This window comes from Pseudomonas sp. RT4P38 (genome assembly GCF_054897765.1).
In genome coordinates, this window is the sequence record NZ_CM142703.1 from 234,801 (window position 1) to 256,796 (window position 21,996).

Annotated in this window: 19 protein-coding genes; 14 read left to right on the plus strand and 5 right to left on the minus strand. The window is 55.7% G+C overall.

The window, feature by feature from the left end; all coding sequences use genetic code 11:
* Nucleotides 1-13: 13 nt before the first annotated feature.
* The 3 genes from ACYZT7_RS01060 to betC all read right to left on the minus strand — a co-directional run bounded on the left by ACYZT7_RS01060 (nt 14) and on the right by betC (nt 4,296).
* Complete coding sequence (locus tag ACYZT7_RS01060; RefSeq protein WP_462039607.1) at nt 14-1,582, minus strand: SulP family inorganic anion transporter; 1,569 nt, start codon at nt 1,580-1,582, stop codon at nt 14-16.
* 262 nt (nt 1,583-1,844) lie between these two features.
* Nucleotides 1,845-2,765 carry a choline ABC transporter substrate-binding protein gene (gene choX, locus ACYZT7_RS01065; RefSeq protein ID WP_462039608.1) on the minus strand — a complete coding sequence of 307 codons (921 nt, stop codon included), beginning with the start codon at nt 2,763-2,765 and terminating at the stop codon, nt 1,845-1,847.
* Nucleotides 2,766-2,781: 16 nt separating this feature from the next.
* A complete protein-coding gene (gene betC, locus ACYZT7_RS01070) occupies nt 2,782-4,296 on the minus strand; it encodes a choline-sulfatase (RefSeq protein ID WP_462039609.1) in 1,515 nt (504 codons plus the stop codon).
* A gap of 114 nt (nt 4,297-4,410) precedes the next feature.
* Between betC and ACYZT7_RS01075 the strand changes: the two genes are divergently transcribed.
* The 5 genes from ACYZT7_RS01075 (at nt 4,411) to ACYZT7_RS01095 (ending at nt 11,795) form a co-directional block, all read left to right on the plus strand.
* Nucleotides 4,411-5,361, plus strand: coding sequence for a choline sulfate utilization transcriptional regulator (locus ACYZT7_RS01075; RefSeq protein WP_462039610.1), 951 nt, complete (start codon nt 4,411-4,413; stop codon nt 5,359-5,361).
* Between the two features lie 268 nt (nt 5,362-5,629).
* Nucleotides 5,630-8,179, plus strand: a complete 2,550-nt coding sequence (locus ACYZT7_RS01080; RefSeq protein ID WP_462039611.1) for a pyridoxal-phosphate dependent enzyme — start codon at nt 5,630-5,632, stop codon at nt 8,177-8,179.
* A gap of 21 nt (nt 8,180-8,200) precedes the next feature.
* Entirely contained in the window at nt 8,201-9,256 is a 1,056-nt protein-coding gene (locus tag ACYZT7_RS01085) for an iron-containing redox enzyme family protein (protein WP_462039612.1), read from the plus strand.
* A 13-nt stretch (nt 9,257-9,269) separates the two neighbouring features.
* Nucleotides 9,270-10,556 carry an ATP-grasp domain-containing protein gene (locus tag ACYZT7_RS01090; protein ID WP_462039613.1) on the plus strand — a complete coding sequence of 429 codons (1,287 nt, stop codon included), beginning with the start codon at nt 9,270-9,272 and terminating at the stop codon, nt 10,554-10,556.
* Nucleotides 10,557-10,568: 12 nt separating this feature from the next.
* The gene (locus ACYZT7_RS01095; RefSeq protein WP_462039614.1) at nt 10,569-11,795 is read left to right on the plus strand and encodes an MFS transporter; all 1,227 of its coding nucleotides are present in this window, start codon (nt 10,569-10,571) and stop codon (nt 11,793-11,795) included.
* A 48-nt stretch (nt 11,796-11,843) separates the two neighbouring features.
* Here ACYZT7_RS01095 and ACYZT7_RS01100 read toward each other — a convergent pair whose 3' ends face one another.
* Complete coding sequence (locus tag ACYZT7_RS01100; protein ID WP_462039615.1) at nt 11,844-12,515, minus strand: NAD(P)-dependent oxidoreductase; 672 nt, start codon at nt 12,513-12,515, stop codon at nt 11,844-11,846.
* An 82-nt stretch (nt 12,516-12,597) separates the two neighbouring features.
* Between ACYZT7_RS01100 and ACYZT7_RS01105 the strand changes: the two genes are divergently transcribed.
* Nucleotides 12,598-12,924 (plus strand): DOPA 4,5-dioxygenase family protein, encoded by a 327-nt coding sequence (locus ACYZT7_RS01105; protein WP_462039616.1) that lies wholly within the window; start codon nt 12,598-12,600, stop codon nt 12,922-12,924.
* A gap of 5 nt (nt 12,925-12,929) precedes the next feature.
* On the opposite strand, the gene ACYZT7_RS01110 is transcribed toward ACYZT7_RS01105, so the two are convergent.
* Nucleotides 12,930-13,331: a GFA family protein gene (locus ACYZT7_RS01110; protein WP_462039617.1), complete on the minus strand. Its 402-nt coding sequence runs from the start codon at nt 13,329-13,331 to the stop codon at nt 12,930-12,932.
* A 315-nt stretch (nt 13,332-13,646) separates the two neighbouring features.
* Between ACYZT7_RS01110 and ACYZT7_RS01115 the strand changes: the two genes are divergently transcribed.
* The 8 genes from ACYZT7_RS01115 to ACYZT7_RS01150 all read left to right on the plus strand — a co-directional run bounded on the left by ACYZT7_RS01115 (nt 13,647) and on the right by ACYZT7_RS01150 (nt 21,902).
* A complete protein-coding gene (locus tag ACYZT7_RS01115; protein WP_282379672.1) occupies nt 13,647-14,954 on the plus strand; it encodes a CitMHS family transporter in 1,308 nt (435 codons plus the stop codon).
* 85 nt (nt 14,955-15,039) lie between these two features.
* Entirely contained in the window at nt 15,040-15,807 is a 768-nt protein-coding gene (locus ACYZT7_RS01120) for a TerC family protein (RefSeq protein WP_462039618.1), read from the plus strand.
* Nucleotides 15,808-16,048: 241 nt separating this feature from the next.
* Nucleotides 16,049-16,534, plus strand: a complete 486-nt coding sequence (locus ACYZT7_RS01125; protein ID WP_462039619.1) for a PAAR domain-containing protein — start codon at nt 16,049-16,051, stop codon at nt 16,532-16,534.
* On the plus strand, nt 16,491-17,237 hold the full coding sequence (locus ACYZT7_RS01130; protein ID WP_462039620.1) for a DUF2515 family protein: 747 nt from the start codon (nt 16,491-16,493) through the stop codon (nt 17,235-17,237). Before ACYZT7_RS01125 ends, ACYZT7_RS01130 begins: the two co-directional genes overlap by 44 nt.
* An 8-nt stretch (nt 17,238-17,245) precedes the next feature.
* On the plus strand, nt 17,246-17,887 hold the full coding sequence (locus ACYZT7_RS01135) for a hypothetical protein (protein WP_462039621.1): 642 nt from the start codon (nt 17,246-17,248) through the stop codon (nt 17,885-17,887).
* 259 nt (nt 17,888-18,146) lie between these two features.
* Nucleotides 18,147-18,524: a hypothetical protein gene (locus ACYZT7_RS01140; protein ID WP_462039622.1), complete on the plus strand. Its 378-nt coding sequence runs from the start codon at nt 18,147-18,149 to the stop codon at nt 18,522-18,524.
* Nucleotides 18,525-18,810: 286 nt separating this feature from the next.
* Nucleotides 18,811-20,469 carry a Na/Pi cotransporter family protein gene (locus tag ACYZT7_RS01145; protein WP_462039623.1) on the plus strand — a complete coding sequence of 553 codons (1,659 nt, stop codon included), beginning with the start codon at nt 18,811-18,813 and terminating at the stop codon, nt 20,467-20,469.
* A 56-nt stretch (nt 20,470-20,525) separates the two neighbouring features.
* Nucleotides 20,526-21,902 (plus strand): M16 family metallopeptidase, encoded by a 1,377-nt coding sequence (locus tag ACYZT7_RS01150; protein WP_462039624.1) that lies wholly within the window; start codon nt 20,526-20,528, stop codon nt 21,900-21,902.
* Nucleotides 21,903-21,996 lie beyond the last annotated feature (94 nt).

The following is a 21,996-nucleotide window of genomic DNA, read 5'->3' on the forward strand; positions in this document are numbered from 1 at the left end:
AGCGAGCGGTGTTTCAGTCCTCAAACCGGATCGGGCATTTCTCCGCGCCTTCCAGCTTCCTCAATTCTTCCACTACCTGCGGCCGCGCGCGCCGCAGGGTCAGGCTGCGATCCTCCTTGAGCAACCGTCGCGCTTCCTGATGGAGCATTTCCACGCCGGAATAGTCGATGAAGTTGATCTGCTGCGCTTCAATCACCACGCGCGCGCCGTGCATCCGTTGCAGGCGTACTTGCAGGTAATGGCTGGCGCCGAAAAAGATCGAGCCGCCGACCCGCAGAATGTCTTCATCCCCATCGCGCCAATGTTGGACCCGCGGTTGCGAGGTGCGCTTGAGGTAGAAGAACAGCGAGGCCAGCACGCCGGCGTAGATCGCCGTCTGCAACTCCAGCAGCAGCGTGGCGACACAGGTCAGCGCCATGACCAGGAACTCGGCGCGGCTGACCCGCAACAACGCGCGAATGCCGCGATGATCCACCAGCCCCCAGGCGATCAACAGAATGCTGCCGGCCATGGCCGGGATTGGAATGTGCGCGATCAACGCCGCGCCGAAGATGGCGAATAGTGCGACCCATAACGCTGAGAACACGCCGGCCATCGGCGAGCAGGCACCTGCTTCGTAACTCAGGCCCGAGCGGGTGAAGGAACCGGCGGACAGCGATCCGGAAAAAAACGCACCGACCATGTTCGATAAACCCTGGGCGCGGACCTCTTGGTTAGCGTCGAGCAACTGCTGGGAGCGGGCCGACAAGGATCGGGCAATCGACAGACTGGTGACCAGCCCGAGCATGCCCACCGCCACCGCGCTGGGTAGCAAGCGCAGAATCAGGTCCAGATCCAGTGGCAGCGGGCTTAAGGGCGGCAGCCGCCCGACAAACGCGCTGACCAACTTCACATGGCCGAACATCGATGGCCAGAGCCAGACCAGCAATCCGCTGAGCGCCAGGGTGATCAATAGCGTCGGCCAGCGCGGCAGGAGCAATTTCAAGATCACGCCCAAGACGACCGTCGCCAGGCCTAGCATTAGCGACGGTTTATCCACTTCGCCAAGATGACTGAAGAGCATCATCAAACTGTTCAGCGCTGTTGCCTGGTTGGGCAATTCCAGCCCCAGCAGGTTCGGCAGTTGGCCGATGGCAATCACCACCGCCGCACCGAGGGTGAAACCCAGGACCACCGAGTGCGAGACGAAATTCACCAGGGCGCCAAAGCGCAGCAACCCGAGCAGCCACTGGAAAATACCGGCGAGAAGCGTCAGAAGCAGAATCAGGGTGACGTAGTCCTCTGACGCGGGGACGGCCAGAGGGCTGACGCTGGCGTACAAGACGATAGAAATCGCCGCCGTAGGACCGCAGATCAAATGCCACGAAGACCCCCAAAGACACGCGATCAGCACCGGGATGATGGCGGCGTACAGACCGTATTCCGGTGGGAGGCCGGCAATCAGCGCGTAGGCAATGGATTGCGGCAACGCGAGAATCGCACCGCTGAGGCCGACGATCAGGTCACGACCGACGCTGGCGCGGGTTTGCCGGGGCAGCCAGCTGAGGAAGGGGAAGAGCGAATGGCGGCTTGGGAAGGCCATGGGTCCTCTCGGGTGGGATTTTGCGCAAGGGTAGCAGGGTGTGAGGAGTGTCAGTTTGATCGACCCCTCACCCTAACCCTCTCCCCAGAGGGTAGAGGGGACTGACCATGTGGATCTTAAGAAATTCTGCGACCTGCGATATCGAGTCGTACTCAGGTTTGGCTAACACTAGAGGTCTGCTCCCTTTCCCCCTCTCCCCTGTGGGGAGAGGGCTGGGGTGAGGGGGCGATCCTGAGCCCGACACAAATCCACGATCACCCGATCAAAGCTTCGCTTTTACCGCCCCCAACGCATCCTTCCCATCCACTGTCTTCACCCCGTCCAGCCACTTATCCAGCACCGCCGGATTAGCCTTGATCCACGCCTTGGCCGCATCAGCATTGCTGACCTTCTTGTTCACCACCTCGGCCATGATGCTGTTCTCCATCTCCTGCGTGAAACTCAGGTTGGTGAGCAGCTTGCCGACGTTCGGGCAGGCCTGTGCATAACCCTTGCGGGTGAGCGTATGAACGCTGCCGGTGTCGCCGAAATACTTCTCGCCGCCTTTGAGGTAATGCATTTTCAGCTGCACGTTCATCGGGTGCGGGGTCCAGCCGAGGAAGGTCACGAACTTCTGCTTTTTCACCGCGCGAGACACTTCCGCCAGCATCGCCTGCTCGCTGGACTCGACCAGTTTCCACTGACCCATGTCGAAGTCGTTCTTCTTGATGATTTCCTGCAAGGAGATGTTGGCGGGAGCGCCGGAGCCGATGCCGTAGATCTTCTTGTCGAACTTGTCGGCATATTTGTTCAGGTCGGAAAAGTTATGCACACCAGCGTCCCAGACGTAGTCCGGGACCGCGAGCGTGAATTCGGTGCCATCTAGGTTTTTCGCCAGTTGCGTGACATCTCCAGTGGCCACGAATTTATCGTAGAAACCTTGCTGCGCCGGCATCCAGTTGCCCAGAAACACATCGACCTGCCCATCCTTGAGCCCGCCAAAGGTAATCGGCACGGCAAGCGTGTCGACTTTGGCCTTGTAGCCCATGCCGTCCAGCAGAAACCCGGTGATGGCGTTGGTCGCGGCAATGTCGCTCCAGCCAGGGTCGGCCATTTTCACCGTCTCGCAACTCTGCTCGGCATACGCCGATGCACTGCCCAGAGCCAGAAGCCCGACCGTCATTGCTGTGGATAACCTACGCATGGCATTCCCCTTAACATTATTGGTTTTGGCAGGGTTGTGGATAACGTGCTTTACGCTCCAGATCGTCGAGGTCGATGTGGTTGCGCATGTACTGCTGACTGGCGTCCACCAGCGGCTGGTGATCCCAGCTCTTCAGCTTGCCGATGGTTAACGCATCGGCGACAAAACGTCGGCGCCGTTGGCTGGCGAGCACTTGTTGATGGATCGCGGGGATATCCCATTTGGCCCTGGCTTCAGCGAGAAATTCATCGAAAAGCGGCTGATGTTGTGGCGATTGGCTGAGTTCTTCCAGTTCGCGCGGGTCGTTGTGTACGTTGAAGAGTAGGCAAGGGTCATCTTCGCTGTAGATGAATTTGTAGGCGCCGCGGCGAATCATCATCAGCGGGCTGATGGTGCCTTCGGCCATGTATTCACCGAAGACCTCGTCATGACCGCCCTGCCCTTGCAGGTGCGAGACCAGCGAGCGACCATCCAGCGGCAGCCCTGGCTCCAGCGAACCGCCGGCCAGTTCCACGAAGGTCGGCAACAGATCGGCAGTGGAGACCGCGGCGCTGACCCGGCCAGCCCCGAATTGCCCCGGCGCACTGATCAACAGCGGCACGCGGGCGGCCATTTCGTACCAGTGCATTTTGTACCAGAGCCCACGCTCGCCGAGCATGTCGCCGTGGTCGCCGGAGAACACAATGATGGTGTCATCGATGAGGCCGGTTTCCTCTAGTGTTTGCAGGAGTTTGCCGACGTTACTGTCTATATAGCTGCACGCACCGAAGTACGCCCGGCGCGCATCGCGAATCTTATCCACAGGCAGCGGTTTGTCCCACAGGTCGTAAACCTTGAGCAAACGCTGGGAGTGCGGGTCGAGTTCGGACTGGGCCGGGGTCTCAGGCAATGGGATGTCGGCGTCGTCGTACATATCCCAGAAGGCCTTGGGAATGGTGTACGGGTCGTGTGGGTGAGTCATGGAAACAGTCAGGCAGAACGGCTGATCGCCATCCTCACGAATGTGGTCGAACAAATACTGTTGGGCCTTGAACACCACCTCTTCGTCGAAATCCAGCTGATTGGTGCGTACGCATGGCCCGGCCTGCAGCACCGAAGACATGTTGTGAAACCAGGTTGGACGCACGTCCGGCTCGTCCCAGTTCACAGACCAGCCGTAATCGGCCGGGTAGATGTCGCTGGTCAGGCGTTCTTCATAGCCGTGCAGTTGATCCGGGCCACAGAAATGCATCTTACCCGACAGCGCGGTGCGGTAGCCGAGTCGACGCAGGTAGTGGGCATAAGTCGGTACGTCGGCGGGGAAATCGGCCGCGTTGTCGTAGGCGCCGATCTTGCTCGGCAACTGACCGCTGACCAGGGTAAAACGCGACGGCGCGCACAGTGGGCTGTTGCAATAAGCGGCGTCGAACACCACGCCTTGGGCGGCGAGGCGGCTGAGATTCGGCAGTTTGATGGGCGAAGAGCCGTAGAACGGCAACATTGGCGCGGCCATCTGATCGGCCATGATGAAAAGAATATTCTTGCGCTTCATGTGATCGCGGCATTCCATAGTGAATATTTATGCGAGAGTGCTGCGATCGAGCATGTAGCCCATGCAATTTGTGGTAAAGCCCATGCGCGGCAATGACTAGGATAAGCACAGCTTATGTATGACGCCCTTGGTGATTTGTCTCTGGATTTGCTTCGCGCCTTTGAAGCGGCGGCCCGTCAGCGCAGCTTCACCGCTGCTGCGGTGGAGCTTGGCACCACGCAACCGGCCATCAGCCAGCAGATCAAACGGTTGGAAGAACAACTCGGAACGCGGTTGTTCGACCGGATTTATCGCGGGATCGAACTGACTGAGGCCGGGACGATCCTGTTTGAGCAGGTTCAGCTCGGATTGCAGAACATCGACGCAGGATTAAGCGCGATCAGTGCACAGCACCAACATGAAGTGTTGCAGGTCGCCACCGATTTCGCCTTCGCCGCGTATTGGCTGATGCCGCGCCTGCACCGCTTCCATGCCGCCAATCCCCAGGTGGATGTCAGCCTGGTCACCAGCGAACGCAGCCTCAACATGCTGCGCACCGATATCGATGTGGCGGTGTTGTTTGGCGATGGTCGATTCAAGCAGGGCGAAAGCCACTGCTTATTCAGCGAAGAAGTGTTTCCAGTGTGCAGCCCGCTGTTGCTGAAGGACCGCGCCCTGCCCTTGCCAGTCAAATCACTACTGGAATTCCCGTTACTGCACCTTCGAGGTGAGAACAGCAGCAACTGGTTCGACTGGAGCGGCGTGTTTCGTGAGTTGGGGATTGCTTCGGCACCCGCGCCGGGGCAATTGCGCTTCGACAATTACACGTTGCTGATTCAAGCGGCGATTGGCGGCCAAGGGGTGGCGATTGGCTGGCGACACCTTGTGGATAACTTGCTGGCGCAGGGATTGTTGTGCCGACCGATTGCGCAAACGGTTATCTCCAGGCTCGGCTATTACGTGGTCCTGCCCCAGCGAAAACGGCGTGGTGCGCTGATTCAACAGTTTGTGGACTGGCTGATGGCTGAGCAGGCCAGCAGTGCGCAATCGTTGAATGGCTTACCGCTGCCGTCGATTGCGGTGTAGTCCCGGTTTCGTTTAGAAGTTACAAATTTCCACAGGTTCTTAACTGATAGCTACATGAGCGTTCCTAATATATTAATTATTTTCCGAAATATTAATTAGCGTGAAGCGCTGTACAGCCCCGTAATGACGGGGTGTTAGGAATCGACCTACAGAACTTTCTAAATGAGTAAAGAATAAAATTATTGTGAATGAGTTTTTTGTATGCGATTGTTTTTTAGGCGATAGTTAGTGGGCGCGACTTTGCGTCTAATTACAAGGAATGTAAGCTATGAACGATCTGACGCGTACGCGTTCAAGTGATCAATATCAAAAGTTTGCCAATGAGGTAGAGCAGGATGCTCTCTTCATAAGAGAGCTCGCTTTACACACTCCGTTGATAAGACTCCCTTGGCTTAGCACTGCGACACGCTCTGTCTGGGCGAAACTTGAGTGTAATCAGCTCACCAACTCGTTCAAGATTCGGGGTGCTTACAATGCAATTCGAAAACTATCTCCAGATACTCCTCTGTTCACCGCTTCTGCCGGCAATCACGGGTTGGCAGTTTCCTATGTGGCGCAGCACCTGAAGCGAACCTGTACTGTCTTTGTGCCTGCTAACGCATCAGAGCTGAAACTGCGAAGGCTGGTTGATAGCGGTGCGCATGTCGAGGCTGCGGGAAAAGACCTTTTCGAGGCTTGCGAGATCGCCAGGAAGCAGGCAGCTCAGCAAGCAGGCGCTTTTATATCTCCGTTTTCGCATGCTGACGTCATAAAGGGACAGGGCAGCTTGGCAACCGAGATACTGGAAGAGGCCGTAATTGAGTTCGATAACATAATTGTTCCACTTGGCGGCGGCGGCCTGTTGGCAGGTGTCGGCGCGGTGTTCAAGGCACGCAGCCCCCATACACGTGTATTGACTGTCCATCCAAAAATATTCAACAGGGATCTGGAAGAAGGTTCGTTAGACGCGTTGAAAAAAGGAGTCTATCCGACAATTGCTGATGGCTTGGCGGTGCAGCACACAGACGATGATGTGGCTTTGCGCGACTTTATCCTGCCTTTGATTACTTCGAATATCGCCGTGGCGGAGCACGATGTCGAACGGGCCATCGTGGCGTTGTTGCACAATGAAGGTGTCTTGTCCGAGGGCGCCGGCGCCATCTCATTAGCGCCATTGCTTGCCGATCCTCAAGGAAAGGTTATTAAAGGCAACACGCTGGTTATCATCAGTGGAGGGAATATATCGACTTCGGTATTGATGAAGTGTATTGCGACCCATGAAAAGGATAGTGCGTCTGCCACATTGCTTGGCCACCAGTCGGCCAAGTTGATCGCCGAGACGCAGCGAAACATACCGACCAGTCTTGAGATGACGCGAGAGTATCCGCAGGACGTTATCGTCACCGAGAGCAAGCATTTCTGGTTCGACATGCTCGATCAGTTGGCGCTCAAGTTCGAGAAGCTGCTGACTGACGTTCAGCGGCATCAAGAGTTTGCGACGCTGGAGGGACTTTCACTTGAGCAAGACAGTATTAACTATGTGCTGAACCGTACCCGCACGACGCTGGCCCGCTTGAATGATATCAATGGACAAGGGTTGTCTCACTCCTCGGCCAGCCATCGTTATCGTTTGATTATCCAGGAGTACGCCTTTTTGCGTAACAGTCTGGCGTGGTGCAGCGCCAGCAACGATCAAAGCGATTGTGTAATGTTTTTCGATCCACAGGAAAACAGTGATTCGGCGGTCAATTATGATCGGTATGGTTCAATGCTGCTGCGGGAGGTGGAAATCAATCTATTACAGAGTCTGGGATTCAGTAACACGAAGAACGACTTGTTGTTAGTGTCTTCCGGTCAGGCCGCCTATACGGTGATTGAAAGCTTCCTGTTGGGAAGTGTTTTTCAGCCGGGCACCAAGGTTGTCACGTCTCCCTATATCTACTTCGAAGCACTGGAGCAACTGGAACGTCTGCAGCACATTGAACTGATCCGATCCGACTCATGGGAACTGGATGCACTAGTTGCGTTGATCAATAGCTCGGATGCCAGCGTTATATTCCTCGACCCGCTAGCCAATCTTGGCGTCATGAACATCCTGGACCTGAAAACCTTAGCCAGCAAAATGGTGATACATGACTGGCGGCATAAATGGCTGGTGATAGACGGCACGATGGTGTCTGGTGGTATCGATGTCTTCGAGGTGTTTTCTGCGCGAAACCATCCAACCGTTCTCTACTACGAGAGTGGCAGTAAGTACCTACAGTTCGGTTTAGACATGCAGATGGCGGGCGTAGTGGTGAGCACCAAGGCCCACATTGCCAGTTTGGCAACTCATCGCAGAAATACGGGGGGCGTAATGTACCAGTCAGCGGTCACCAAATTCCCTGAATATGACCGCCAGATGTACCTGAGCAGAATGCGACTGTTGAGCCGAAACGCCCAGATGTTTACTCAAGGCCTGCATGATAACGACTATCTGATGGCCCGAATTGATCTTGCCTATCCCTGGGGCTGGCGCGAACTTGGCTGGCAGCACGGTGGTGGTGTCGTTGCTATTTCGATGAAGGCCCCCGGTCTTAATAATCGTGCTTGTCTGGATGGCTTTATTGGTTTGTTACTGCAGCGTTGTCGTGAAAATCATATTCCTATGACCAAGGGAGTGAGTTTTGGATTTTCCATTACTCGCGTGTCTGCCGCAGCGGCGATGGCTGACAACATGCCTCCGTTTCTGCGCTTCTCCCTCGGAGAGGAAAGTACTAAGCACATGCAAAAACTGGTGAATACAGTAGTCCTTACCTTAAGCGATTTCTTGAGTGATTTTGATAACGAAGCTATTTGAGCCTCATCTGGAGACAGGGAAATGTCAGTTTTTGAAAGTGTGGAGTTCACGGCCAAGCGGGTTGCCGGTGTCACCGGAGTTTATAAAAATAAATTGCTGGATAACTTACAAAAACGCTTGGCACGGCACGTTGCCGGTGATGAGGCAGCTATCGAGAGTGATGAGCAAGCCCTGTTGGCCTTGCTGGAAAGTGAGTTGAATTTGGCGTTCGTCGAACACTCCACGAAAAGTCTGGCGGCGGTCCATTTTTTGGCGAACGAATTACTTCGCCGTCGCTATCTTTTGCTAGATGACGGGCTGGAAATGTCACCGTTGATGTTTAAAGTTCAGCAACGCATCATGCAAGCACAGCTACAGAGTGATCTGGCGTCGCTGAGAAACGAAAAGCTTCCCTCGACGGAGGAAGAGTTCAAAGAGTGGTTTAATAAAAAGTGTGCAAATTATAAACACTCACCTCACCCTTTGTTTGAATACATTGAGCATGATGCGTCACTGGCAGAGTACCGTAACTTTATCGAGACGGAAGCCGCAGTGCATGTTTCATTTGACGATGTTATCGCGCTTGCACAAATCGGTGTTCGAGGCAGTCCAAAACTGGAGTTTTTTGATAACTTCCAGGACGAGTTGGGAAGCAGTGATCCTGAAAAGTTTCATTTGACAATGTTTGGTCGCTTGGTTTCTGCTTTGGAAATTAATACGGTTCGTCAGAGTGATATTGCCTGGCAGGCAGTGGCGTGCGGCAACTATATGTTATACCTCGCGCATTTCCGGAGTCTTTACCATTACTGCGCCGGTTATCTTGGTTTTTTGGAAGCGTTGACGCCGAAACGGTTCTCCAGCATTGCCAAAGGTGGGGCCCGTTTGGGGTTGTCCGAGCATGTGCTGGCGTATCATTACGACCATTCAGAACTTGACGTCAAACACGCAGAAGGCTGGCTGGATAACATAATTCTTTCAGAAATAAAGGAAAAAGGCGCTGACGTTGCCCGATTGTTTGCCTTGGGTGTTCTATTGCGTGAGCTTGTATCAAAACGCTATTGGGATGCCATTCTCAATACATTCTCAGCTGCCAAATAGCAGGGAGGTTGTGATGACAGGAAGTTTAATATTTGTCGAAGCAAGTCAATCTGGCGCGGGTGAAGTCGCATGCCGTTACGCACACCAGCAAGGGTTTGACGTTATTTTGCTATGCCGCGAACCGAAAGCCTATCCTCGAGCCATCTCTCAACATTGTCAGCTCGTGGTGAAAGTCGATACATCCGACGTCGAGTTAATGGTCGACGCTATTGAATCACTAATGGACCGATCGAAAATACGTGCTGTTACTACAACCAGCGATTTTTTCGTTGTCCAAGCTGCGCAACTGGCCACGCACTATGGGTTGCCGACAAATAAGCCGTCGGTCGTGCAGCGATTCAGAAACAAATTTCAGATGCGCGAAGCCATCAATCGTATCGCGCCGTCACTCAACCCTGCGTATAGCTTGGCGAGTCATCTGGAAGAAGCGCTGGCATTTGCTGAAGAGGTTGGATTTCCTTTTATTGCCAAGCCGGTTAACGGCAATGACAGTTTGTATGTGAAGAAAATCAATGACCCTGCTGAACTTGAGCGCTATTTGCAGGCCCGCCAGGGCTGGGGGTGTGATGTTTCCGGGCAGGATTTTGAACGTGGCACATTGCTGGAAGCTCTGGTCGGTGGGGAGGAGTTTTGCCTTGATCTACTGAAACCGCTCTATGAAGAATTTATTTTGATGGGTGCATTCAGGAAGACAATCACCAAGGGGGATGGAACTAACTTTATAAAAATAGGTGCCAGTTTCCCATCCTCTGACGAAGAAACGGTGTTGTTGTTTCGGCATATTGCCCCGCTGCTGAAGCAGTTGGGCTTTGTAGTAGGCGCTGTTAACGTCGACTGCAAAATCATTGATGGGCAGGTCAAAATTCTGGAAATAAATCCGCGCCTGGTCGGTGATCAGATGGGGAGCCATATGATTGAGCTCGCGACGGGTGAAAACCCGGCTCATGCGATTGTCGAACTGGCTCAGGGCAAATCCATTGAATGGAAACCTTCCATTAACAGAGGTGTTGCGATCCATCGCGTGACGATGCCCGAGGCCGGTTTTTTTCTGGGGCTTGAAAACGAGCAGGAAATGAGGGGGCACCCTAGTGTCGAGAGTGTTCAGGTGTTGGGTGAAATCAACAAATGGTACGAACCGGCAGCCTCTAACCAAGGAGTCATAGGCTCGATCATCGTCTCTCAGGACTCAGCGGAGCAAGCTATGATTTTGGCCGAATCATTGGCCAAAGCAGCAAAAGTGCGTTTGTCCAAAAGCAGGCATGACGACACCGTACATATCGCTATTTCGTCCTCTAATTAACTGATAAATCACATGATTCGAACCCTGCCTCGAGCGGTACAACTCCAACTGTTGGCGACCTTGCTGAATAGCGCCGGCGGTATCGTCAAACTGTTTATGCCGTTGTACTTCCTTGAAGTGTATGGGTACGAATTTTCTACTATTGCTTGGCTCATGGCGGCCTATGGCGGCGGATGCATTCTCGGAGCTTATGTCGGGGGTGTATTGTCGGAGCGCCTGGATTCGCAATGGGCCACCGGAATTTCCTTACTGTTGAGCGGCATTTTTGCTGCCTCTCTGGCGTTGGCTCCACCCCTTGAACTATTGCTGATCGTGGTGCCTCTGGTAGGTGTTTTTGACGGTGCGTTTCGTCCCGCCAATTTGCGTCTGGTGATGGAGGGCAGCCCGCAAGAGATACAAGTGCGTGTGCAGGGGGTGCATCGGGTGGTGTTCAATCTGGGAGTTGCCCTGGCGGGCGTTCTGGCCGGAGCATTGGTCGGTTTTGGTTACGGCTACGTGTTTCTAACTCAAGGGTTGCTGAATTTGTTCGGTAGCTTTTTCTTGCTCGGCTATGCCTTGAAACAAACCACTGGTTTATGGCGGCCGGCGGGTGTTGAGTTAGTGCACAAGGACGCTGGCGGGGATGGAGGGAGCTCCCCTTGGAGAGACGGTTTTTTCCTTGTCTTCATACTTGGCCAATTGCTGGCTTTAGGCATATTCGATCAGATGTACGGCACGTTCGGGATCTTCCTGCGTGAGCACACTGATGCCGGCGCCCCGTGGATTGCCTACTTGTTTTCCATGAATGCACTGCTTGTAGTGGTGTTGCAATTACCCGTGAGTCGAATGATCGAACGACACGGAGTGGTCATCGCCTCGCGCTTGGGAGGTCTGCTACTCAGCGGAGCTTTTCTTATTTTGAACATGGGCAGCCATATCATCTGGGCTGTGTTGACGATGTTGGTACTCACTGCTGCCGAGTTACTGCTGACGCCTGTCTGGACACTGTCGGTTATGAACCGATCCCAAGGGCGTCAAAGAGGAAAATATTTGGGGATATTCAGCGCCGCCTGGTTAGGGCACTCGCTGTATGGTCCTGGTTTGGGAACATGGTTGTACGGCGCCTATGGTGGCTTTATTTTGTGGTGGATATGCGCGGGGGCGGGGTTGCTGATGGTCATTCTGCATTACTCGGCTGTCCCAAGATTATGGACAGCCCCTGTTACAAGTACGGAGGAACAGGCATCGATTGTTCATTGAGGGCTGGAGGTGAGCGCGTTACCTGATGCTGTGTCCCGGCTCTTTCCTCTATCGCTGTATGGCCTCGGTCGCGACAAAGGTCACGTGTTCGCCGACATGCAGGTTCAACCGCAACTCATCGGCAATCCCCACCGCCACCCGGTTTAACCGCTCAAGCGGTTCGGTGAGGCTCGGCTCCAGGTTGCTGCTGATATGGCTGAAATGCTCGATGGTCAGCCCTGGCACCCCGCGCGGCGCATTCACCAGCGTCCAGTGCAAGGAGCTGCTTTGCAGGGCTTCTCGAATTTCTTCGGCGGCGTGGCGTTGCAGTCGATCTTCTATTTCCGGATCGTCCAATGCCTCGAAATCGCCCACCAGAAACAACCGGACAATCCCCGAGGCCTGCATGCCATCGATCAGAGCATCCACCGCCAGCACTTGCTCGACCGGGCCGGGGACGATGGATTTTTCCACGTGCTCGCTGTTCATCGGCAACCCTGGTGCATCCAGCAGACAGATCACCGCCGAACAACCGGCGACACTCTGCTTGACCCGCTTGGCGTCGAACAAATCGCCAGTTTTGGTCCGCAATCCCGGGCGCGGCGCGAGCGCCGTCAGATCATCGAGAATCGCGATCACTTCATGTTGGCGCCGCAACATTTCTGCCATCAGCGCACTGCCCAGGCTACTCATGGCACCATAAAGCACCACTTTCACCACCGGGGTTTCGGCATTTTTCATGGCTGTGCTCCGTTCTTCCTACGTATATGGCGTGTGACCTGTGGGAAACAACGCCGGTTCGACTCGGTTCAGAGGGTTTCAAATGCAGCGGATCAAGGGCTACCACGCCCATGTCTACTTCGACGCCAGCACCCTTCCTCAGGCGCGAGCCTTGTGTGAGCAGGCGGCGCAATTGTTTCCAGTGAAGATGGGCCGCGTCCATGAACGCCTGGTGGGCCCGCACCCTGACTGGAGCTGCCAGTTGGCTTTCGAGCCGCAATACATCGGCGATGTGCTGCCCTGGCTTGCGCTCAACCGCAAGGGTTTGGTGGTGTTCCTGCACCCGGACACCGGCGACGATCTGCTCGACCACACCGAGCATGCCATCTGGATGGGCGCCATTCGGCCACTGGATCTGTCTATTTTTTGATCAGTTTACAACTGTTCCTCGGCTTCGCCGGGCAAATGTTCGTCCAGATGCAGCCAGGGCAGTCGGTCGTCAGTCCAGATATGCCTTTGGGCGGGTGCCTGCTCGGGATGATCGAGGGTGGCGATGGTCACGTCGATAGTGTCCGGGCTCAGGTGCGTGACCAGCGCCAGCTGCGCCCCACAGTTGCCGCAGAAATACCGCACGCAGGTTGTTGAAGAGTCGTACTGCGCCGGCGTCCCTTTCACCCATTCAAAGGCTGACGCGGGCACGGTGATCCAGGTGGTCACGATCCCGCCGCTGACCCGTCGGCAAATCGAACAATGACAGTGGGCGATGTCGTGCAAAGGCCCGCTGAATTGATAGCGCAGATGTCCGCAGTGGCAGCCGCCGGTATGAATGTCGGCCATGTTTTTTCCTCCTGCCCCGTATTCAGGGACTTTAAACCCGTCCGACGACCGGTTGCACATCTGGTCAATGCTTTCATCCGCGAAAGCTGGGTGAAAGCTTCCCCGATTAGGATCGCCCCCACTACCGGCAACAGACCGGTCGGCCAATGCCAGTGTTTTATCGCTCGCACAGCCCATTTAACAACAATGGTGATCCTGATGTCCTTTGCTACCCGCCACTTCGCTGTCACTCCGCCCATACGTCTCGTGCTTCCCGTTCTGCGCTGACCACCCGGTTCGCCCATTCCCTAGCCGCGCTATGCCTGGAGTATTCCCATGCTGACTTTCCTTGGCTTTGCCATGGTCATCACGTTCATGTTCCTGATCATGACCAAGCGCCTGTCCGCGCTGATCGCTCTGATCATCATCCCGATCCTGTTCGCGCTGTTCGGTGGTTTTGCGCCGAAGATCGGCCCGATGATGCTCGAAGGCATCACCAAGCTCGCACCCACCGGTGTGATGCTGATGTTCGCCATTCTGTACTTCGCCTTGATGATCGATTCCGGCCTGTTCGACCCCGCCGTGCGCAAGATCCTCAAACTGGTCAAGGGCGACCCGTTGAAAGTTTCGGTCGGCACCGCCGTACTGGCGCTCGTCGTCTCCCTCGATGGTGACGGCGCGACCACTTACATGATCTGCGTGGCCGCCATGCTGCCGCTCTACAGCCGCATCGGCATGAGCCCGCGGATCATGGCGGGTCTGATCATCCTCGCCGGTGGCGTGATGAACATGACCCCATGGGGCGGCCCGACCGCCCGTGCGGCCAGTGCGCTGCATGTGGACCCATCCGACATCTTCGTACCCATGATTCCGGCGATGGCTGCCGGGGTGCTGGCAATTCTCGTGATCGCCTACTTCTACGGCAAGCGTGAGCGTGCGCGTCTGGGTGAGCTGCACCTGGTGGGCGATGAAATCGACCACAGTGAAATCAGCGTTTCGCAATTCCCGGATGCCCGTCGTCCGAAGTTGATCTGGTTCAACGGCGCCCTGACCCTGGGCCTGATGTGCACCCTGATTGCCGGCCTGTTACCGCTGCCCGTGTTGTTCATGGTGGCGTTCAGCATCGCGATGATCGTCAACTACCCATGCCTGCAACAACAGAAGGACCGCGTCGCGGCCCACGCCGGTAGCGTGCTGGCGGTGGTCGGGCTGATCTTTGCCGCGGGCATCTTCACCGGTATCCTGACGGGCACCGGTATGGTCGACGCGATGTCGAAAAGCCTGCTGGCGGTCATCCCGGATTTTCTCGGCCCGTATCTGGCCGTGATCACTGCGCTGGTAAGCATGCCGTTCACGTTCTTCATGTCGAACGATGCATTTTATTACGGCGTGTTACCGGTACTTGCGGAAGCCGCCAGTCATTACGGTATAACCGCGGTTGAAATGGCACGTGCCTCGATCGTCGGTCAGCCCGTCCACTTGTTGAGCCCGCTGGTACCATCGACCTACTTGTTGGTGGCCCTGGCCGGTATCGACTTCGGTGACCATCAGCGCTTCACCCTGAAATGGGCAGTGCTGGTGTGCATGTGCATACTGGTTGCCGCGTTGCTGATGGGGATTTTTCCGCTGTTCAGCACTCTATAAGCCCAAGACTCACCATGACGGGTCCAGGCTTTGCTGTTTGAAGCCCGGGCCCTTCGTGGTTTAACAATCGCTCAAAGGAATACACATGGAATGGCTGACCAACCCTGAAATCTGGGTTGCCTTCTTTACCCTGACCGCCCTGGAAATCGTCCTGGGTATCGATAACATCATCATGATTTCGATCCTGGTCAGCCGCATGCCCAAGCACATGCAACGGCGCACCCGGATTTTCGGCCTGGCGCTGGCCATGGTCACGCGGATCCTGTTGTTGCTGTCGATCACCTGGGTCATGCGCCTCACCGCCGACCTGTTCGAAATGTTCGGCCAGGGTATTTCCGGGCGTGACCTGATCCTGTTCTTCGGTGGTCTGTTCCTGCTGTGGAAGAGCTCGCAAGAGATGTACCACGCACTGGAAGGCGAGGATGAGACCCACGAGGAACCGACCGCCAAGGGTGGCAGCTTCCTGTACACCATCATCCAGATTGCGATTATCGACATCGTGTTCTCCCTGGACTCGGTGATCACCGCCGTGGGTATGGTTTCCCATGTGCCGGTCATGGTCGCTGCGATCATCGTCGCCGTACTGGTGATGATGCTGGCGGCTGGCACCATCAGCGAGTTCATCGACAAGCACCCGTCGCTGAAAATGCTGGCCCTGTCGTTCCTGTTGCTGGTCGGTACCGTGTTGATTGCCGAGTCCTTCGAAGTGCACTTGCCAAAAGGCTACGTGTACTTCGCCATGGCGTTCTCGCTGGCGGTGGAAGCGATCAACATCAAGATGCGTTCCGCGATGATGAAAAAGAAGAAGCAGCAAGACCCAGTGAAACTGCGCAAGGACGTTCCGGGTCAGTAACCCGAATGCTGTGCACTGACTAAAATCAGTCAGTGAGTGCGCAAAACCTGTGGGAGCGAGCTTGCTCGCGATAGCGGCCTGTCAGTCAACACCAATGTTGAATGTGACGGCCACATCGCAAGCAAGCTCGCTCCCACATTTTTTTGCTCGACCCATAGGCATTTGTGCCGAAGGTTGACGCAAAGGGTTTAGCTGGTTAGCGTCCCCGGCTCGCAACAAACGACAATGACAAGGAATGCATATGTCTGGAAAACCGGCTGCACGTCTCACGGACCCCACCACCTGCCCACTTCCCGGGCATGGCACCAACCCGATCGCCAGCGGCTCACCCGATGTCTTTTTCAATGGCCTCGCCGCGGCGAGAGTCAGTGACAAATGCACCTGCGGTCAGGCCCTGAGCGGCGGATTCTCTTCAACGGTGTTCATCAACGGCCTGAACGCCATGACCCTCGATAGCACCACCAGTCATGGCGGCCTAGTGATTGGCGGCTCCAGCAACGTCATCATCGGCAGCGCTCACACCCCCGCGCCATTCATTCCGCCCTTGCCGATCATTGGTCAGCCCTTGGTCGAATTCAAAGCCATCAGCGTCGGTAACGGCGAACCGATTGCCCAGCAAGACTACGAAATCGAAACCGCCGAAGGCCGCATCGTCAAAGGCCAGACCAAGACCGTCGGAAACCTTGTTCGAGGGATTTGGTTTCAAATTCAGCCGAACCGATCCTAAAGTTCAAGAGGAAGTAGACAGAGCCAGGTCACAGAATCCGGTTCCTACTACGGATATCACTCTCGGCGACAATTCCCGTTCGTTAGTTCAACAACAACTCGACTATGTGTACGAGATGTTGGCATTGGGGAACACCTCTCTATTTTTGGATGTTTATCCTCTGCACCGTTTTTTTATGGTACGTGGCTACAAGGAAATGGAGAAATGTCTGCGAAGTCGCGGGGAAATAGCCAAGGATGTCATGTGGCCTATAGGAGACAGCGTTGCGTTCGGCGTGGCTCATAAAGAGATCTTTGATACGTTTGAGGCAATCGATGCGGGAAAAATTGCCGACAGCGTCAACTCTATGGCCGCTCATGAGCAGATTAATATCCTGCAACCCGCGATGTACGAGGACGTGCACTTCGCCTCGCTCATCCGTGGCACACATGCTTCAGATATTGTTTCTGTCGTGACGGGGCTGCTTTCCGGCGTTCCAGAGGGAATACAACTCACCTTGGCCAGTCAGTGCAAAGCACCAGACAACCGAAGCGTCTCTTTCAGCAACAATCCGCTAGCAAATCTTGCGGATAAAAACCAAAGGATGGAGTTCGTGCTTCGTGCCGCAGCACAATTCAACAGCCTGCTAAAGAATCCAACAACTAAAAGTCAGCTACAAAGCTCCATCACAGATATCGCAAATGGAAATGGAGTGCGCCAGTGACCAGACCAATGCAACGCTGGTTGATTTTGATTTTTTTCATTCTTCTGGTGGCGGGTAGCCTGGTGTATTCCCGCTCGGGCACCAAGACGTTATCCGTCCATGTCGGAAAGCCCTACGAGAAGGTCGTCCAAGATTCGACATTCCCTGTCGAGGGCAACACGGCGATTTATCCCGGTGACCCTACCGACGCAGAAGACCCTCCGCGGCCTGGCTCCACGTGGATCAGCAGCCCGACCGTCGTTGAGTTTGATGATCCCGCTTACGGATTCACACTCCCCCCGACGGTATTTGGTGCAGTTACCTATGGGGGCCAGAAAGTCACGACACTGACTACGTCGCCCATGTTGGAAACGATGCCATTTGGAGATGCACTGGTTCGATTGGTGGAGGTACAAAACACCCTCAAATCCCAAGGATGGAAGCTTGCGCCTGAAGAGAATAACGATTGGTTCAGAATCGAGTCTGTTGCAGAGCGTGATCAATTACAGGTCAAGCTCTTCGATCAGGCCGTGGGCATCGATTTGTATGTGCCTGGAAAGTACAACCTGCTGCTTTTGATTAAGTGCTATGCACGCTGCGATGAGCGTGATTCGACGACAGCAAAGTACCTGATCGATATCAGCGTTGGGCGGGATCGCACCGAGAAATGAGAAGCCACTTCCCGAGGCATGGCGATTATCTGCACAAAGCAACGTTTTTTATGCTTTTCATTTGCCTAACCTCTTTTCACTTCCCGATTGATAGGTTGGCCCTTCATATCGGTAAGCCGTACGCAACACTCGTTAAAGACTCCACATTCCCAGTCAAACGACAAACCGCCGTTTACCCAAGCGAACCTCCCGAGGTGACTCCACTTGGATAAGCAGTCCGGTCGTCATTACGGTTGATGATCCTGAACATGGCTTTACCTTGCCCAAAACCATCTACGGGGCTGTGGGTTACAGCAAGGGGAAAGTGGATGGCATCACTACGTCTCCGATGGTGGAGACGCTACCTTTCGCCCAGACAGCAAAACTGTTGGGCGAGCTGCAATCCATGTTCAAAAAGACGGGTTGGACACCTGAGCCGGTTGAAGGAAACGACTGGATAAAAGCCTTGAGTGAAGAAGAGAAACGACAGTTACAAGCCAAGCTATTTGATCAGGCTGACGGAGTAATTCTTCTGACTCCCGACAAATACAGTCTGTTACTGCACATCAAATGCTACGCCCGCTGTGATGAACGAGACGCCGAAACAGCCAAGTATCTGATCGACATCGGGCTGAGCAGGGATCACTTCAGCGATTGAAATCTCCCCCGATTTTAGGACTGCTGCGCAGCCCAGCGGGAGCAAGCTCCCTCGCCACAGGGGTTATGTTTCATGCACCTTTTCAGCTGAGCGGTAGCGTCCTCCGGACTCTTTTTCACCTCTGCATAAACCCGTTTTTCATGACAGTTTTGTTTCAATCGCTTCTTTAGCTGTGCGATGCTGGCGCGCAGACCGTTAGCCAACTACAGCTTAAGTACAGAACGTAGAAGAACGCGCGGCACCGTCAACTTACCCCTTTGGGGCGCTACCACCACAGGGGGCCTGCATGCTCACCCTGCTCAATTTGTTATCTGCCGTGGCCTTGTTGATTTGGGGCACGCACATCGTCCGAACCGGCATCCTGCGGGTCTACGGCTCCAACTTGCGTCACGTGATCGGCCGGAACATGTCCAAGCGCTGGCTGGCATTCATCTCGGGGATCGTCGTGACAGCGATGGTCCAGAGCAGCAACGCCACCGCCATGCTCGTCACTTCCTTTGTCGGTCAGGGCCTGATGGCGCTGACCCCGGCCCTGGCGACCATGCTCGGGGCCGATGTCGGTACCGCGCTGATGGCGCGAGTGTTGACCCTCGACCTGTCATGGCTGTCGCCGCTGCTGATCTTTCTTGGGGTGATTTTCTTCCTGTCGCGCAAACAGACCCGGGTCGGACAGATGGGCCGGGTCGGCATCGGCCTGGGGCTGATCATCCTGGCCCTGCAACTGATCGTCGAATCCGCCGCGCCGATTACGCAGGCACAAGGTGTGAAAGTAATTTTCGCCTCGCTGACCGGCGACATTCTGCTGGATGCCCTGGTCGGCGCGCTGTTTGCGATGGTTTCCTACTCCAGCCTGGCCGCCGTCCTGCTGACGGCGACCCTGGCCGGTGCCGCGGTGATCAGCTTGCCAGTTGCCATCGGCCTGGTGATCGGCGCCAACATCGGCAGCGGCATCCTTGCTTTCCTCAGCACCAGCATGCAGAACGCCGCCGGCCGCCAAGTGGCTTTGGGCAGCCTGCTCTATAAACTGATTGGCCTGCTGCTGATCATTCCGGTGCTCGACCCGTTGGTGAGCTGGATTGACAGTCTGGACTTCAGCCCTCAGGAAATGGTCATTGGCTTTCACCTGCTCTACAACACCGCGCGCTGCCTGATCTTGCTGCCAAGTGTCGGGCTGATGGCCAGGCTTTGCGCGTGGTTGCTGCCGGAGCGGCCGGAAATCAACGGCACCGCCAAACCGCGGCATCTTGATCCGACGGCGTTGGTCACGCCCAGCCTGGCGCTGGCCAATGCCGCCCGGGAAACCCTGCGCATCGGCGACCTGATCGACAACATGCTCGAAGCCATGCTCGACGTGCTTCGCGGCAACCAAACCGCCGTGACCCAGGAAATACGGCGCCTGACCGATGATGTGGAATCGCTCTGCGGTGCGATCAAGCTGTATCTGGCGCAAATGCCCCGCGAGGACCTCAGCGAGCAGGACAGCCGGCGCTGGGCGGAAATCATCGAGTTGGCGATCAACCTTAAACTCGCCAGCGACCTCATCGAACGCATGCTGCGCAAGGTTCAGCAGCAGAAAACCTCGCAGCGCCGGTCTTTTTCCGAGGTCGGCCTGGAAGAGTTGGCGGGGCTGCACAGTCAGTTGATATCCAACCTGCGCCTAGGATTGTCAGTGTTCCTCAGTGCCGATAAGGAAAGTGCTCGCCAGTTACTGCGTGAGAAACGTCGCTTTCGCGCACAGGAACGCCGCCTGGCCCATGCTCACGTCAGCCGATTGCAACGTAAGATCGTGCAGAGCATCGAGACCAGCTCGTTGCACCTGGAGTTGATTGCCGACATGAAGCGTCTGAATTCGCTGTTCTGCAGCAGCGCCTATGTGGTGCTGGAAACCTCCGACACCGGCGCACTCATTGCCGATGATTTGGCTGACATCACGCATTCACCCTGAACGTCCACAGTTGCCTGAAGTCTGTTGAACTTACGCTAGCCGTATGGAAACTCGTTATGCGTTGTCTGTTATTCGCCTGTCTGTTGCTTGGCTCACTCCCTTTGTTTGCCCTGGATCGCTTCCAGGTCGAGGGCTACACGCTGCCCAACGGCCTGCAATTGCTGCTAAAACCCGGCACGGAGCGCGGGCATGTGGCAATTCGTCTGGTGGTTGGCGTCGGCATCGATGATTTCAGTTGTGCCGACAAAGAGCTGCCGCACCTGCTTGAGCACTTGCTGTTCAGCGGCATCGACGCCACGGGCGAAGGCGGGCTGGAAGAGCGCATGCAGGCGCTGGGCGGCGAGTGGAACGCCTACACCAGCAACGCCGACACGACGTTCGTCATCGAAGCCCCGGCGAAAAACCAGCGCAAGGTCCTCGACCTGCTGCTGGCACTGCTGACTCAAACCCGAATCGACGACAACGCTATTAACGCTGCCAAACAAGTGGTCGAGCGCGAAGACGGCGGCCATTACTCGCACCTGCAGCGCTGGCTGGATCGCCAGGATCTTGGCCACACGGCGAGTAATCAGCTGGCGGTGGAACTGGGCCTCAAATGCCCCGAGCGGGCTGAGGTCGATTACTTGACCCGCGAACAGCTGGAAAAGGTACGCAAGGCCTGGTACGCGCCGAACAACATGACCCTGATCGTGGTCGGTGACCTCAATCGGTTACTGCCGGCCTATCTGGAACGGTCTTATGGTGCGCTTGAAGCGGTCGACCCTACCGATCACCCGCCCCTGCCGGCCATCCAGGCCAGTGCCGCCCACGAGCGCACCCTGAGTCACGGTTTTGTCGGCGGCAGTGCCAAGTTGCATTGGCTGGTGCCGGAGCCGGTGCTGGAAGATCAGCATGACGAAACCTTCGACTTGCTCAAGGACTATCTGGACTGGGCGCTTTACCGCCAAATGCGCCTGGCCCATGGCTTGTCCTACGGACCTTCGGCGGAGCGCGAGGTGTTTGGTGGCGTGGGTTTCATGAGCCTGAACGCCGACGTTGAGCGCGATGACGTGTCCGAGGCCGAACAGGTGCTGGATGATCTGAAGGCCGGGTTGCTCAGGGACGGTCTCAATGCCGACACCTTCAACCGCCTCAAACAGGCCGCCATCGCCCGCCAGGCCTGGGCCGTGCAAGGCAATAGCGCATTGGCCGATTACTACTGGAGTGCCCTTGGGGATTACGAGGACGGCCGTTTCGCCAACCCGGCCAAGGAACTGCAAGGGGTGACGCTGGCGGAAGCGAACAAGGCCATGCGTGAATTGCTGATGCAGCCGGGCTACCTGCGGATCGAAAAGCCGTTGATCAGTGATGATCAGTTTATGTGGGCGATTGCCGGGGTGTTCGGGTTGTTTGTACTCGGCCTGTTGGCTTGGCGCGTCCACCGCAGACGGTAACCGTCCCTTGTGGCGAGGGGGCTTTTGTGGCGAGGGGATTTATCCCCGTTCGGCTGCGAAGCAGTCGTGAATCGTTACGTTGGTTATGCCTGGC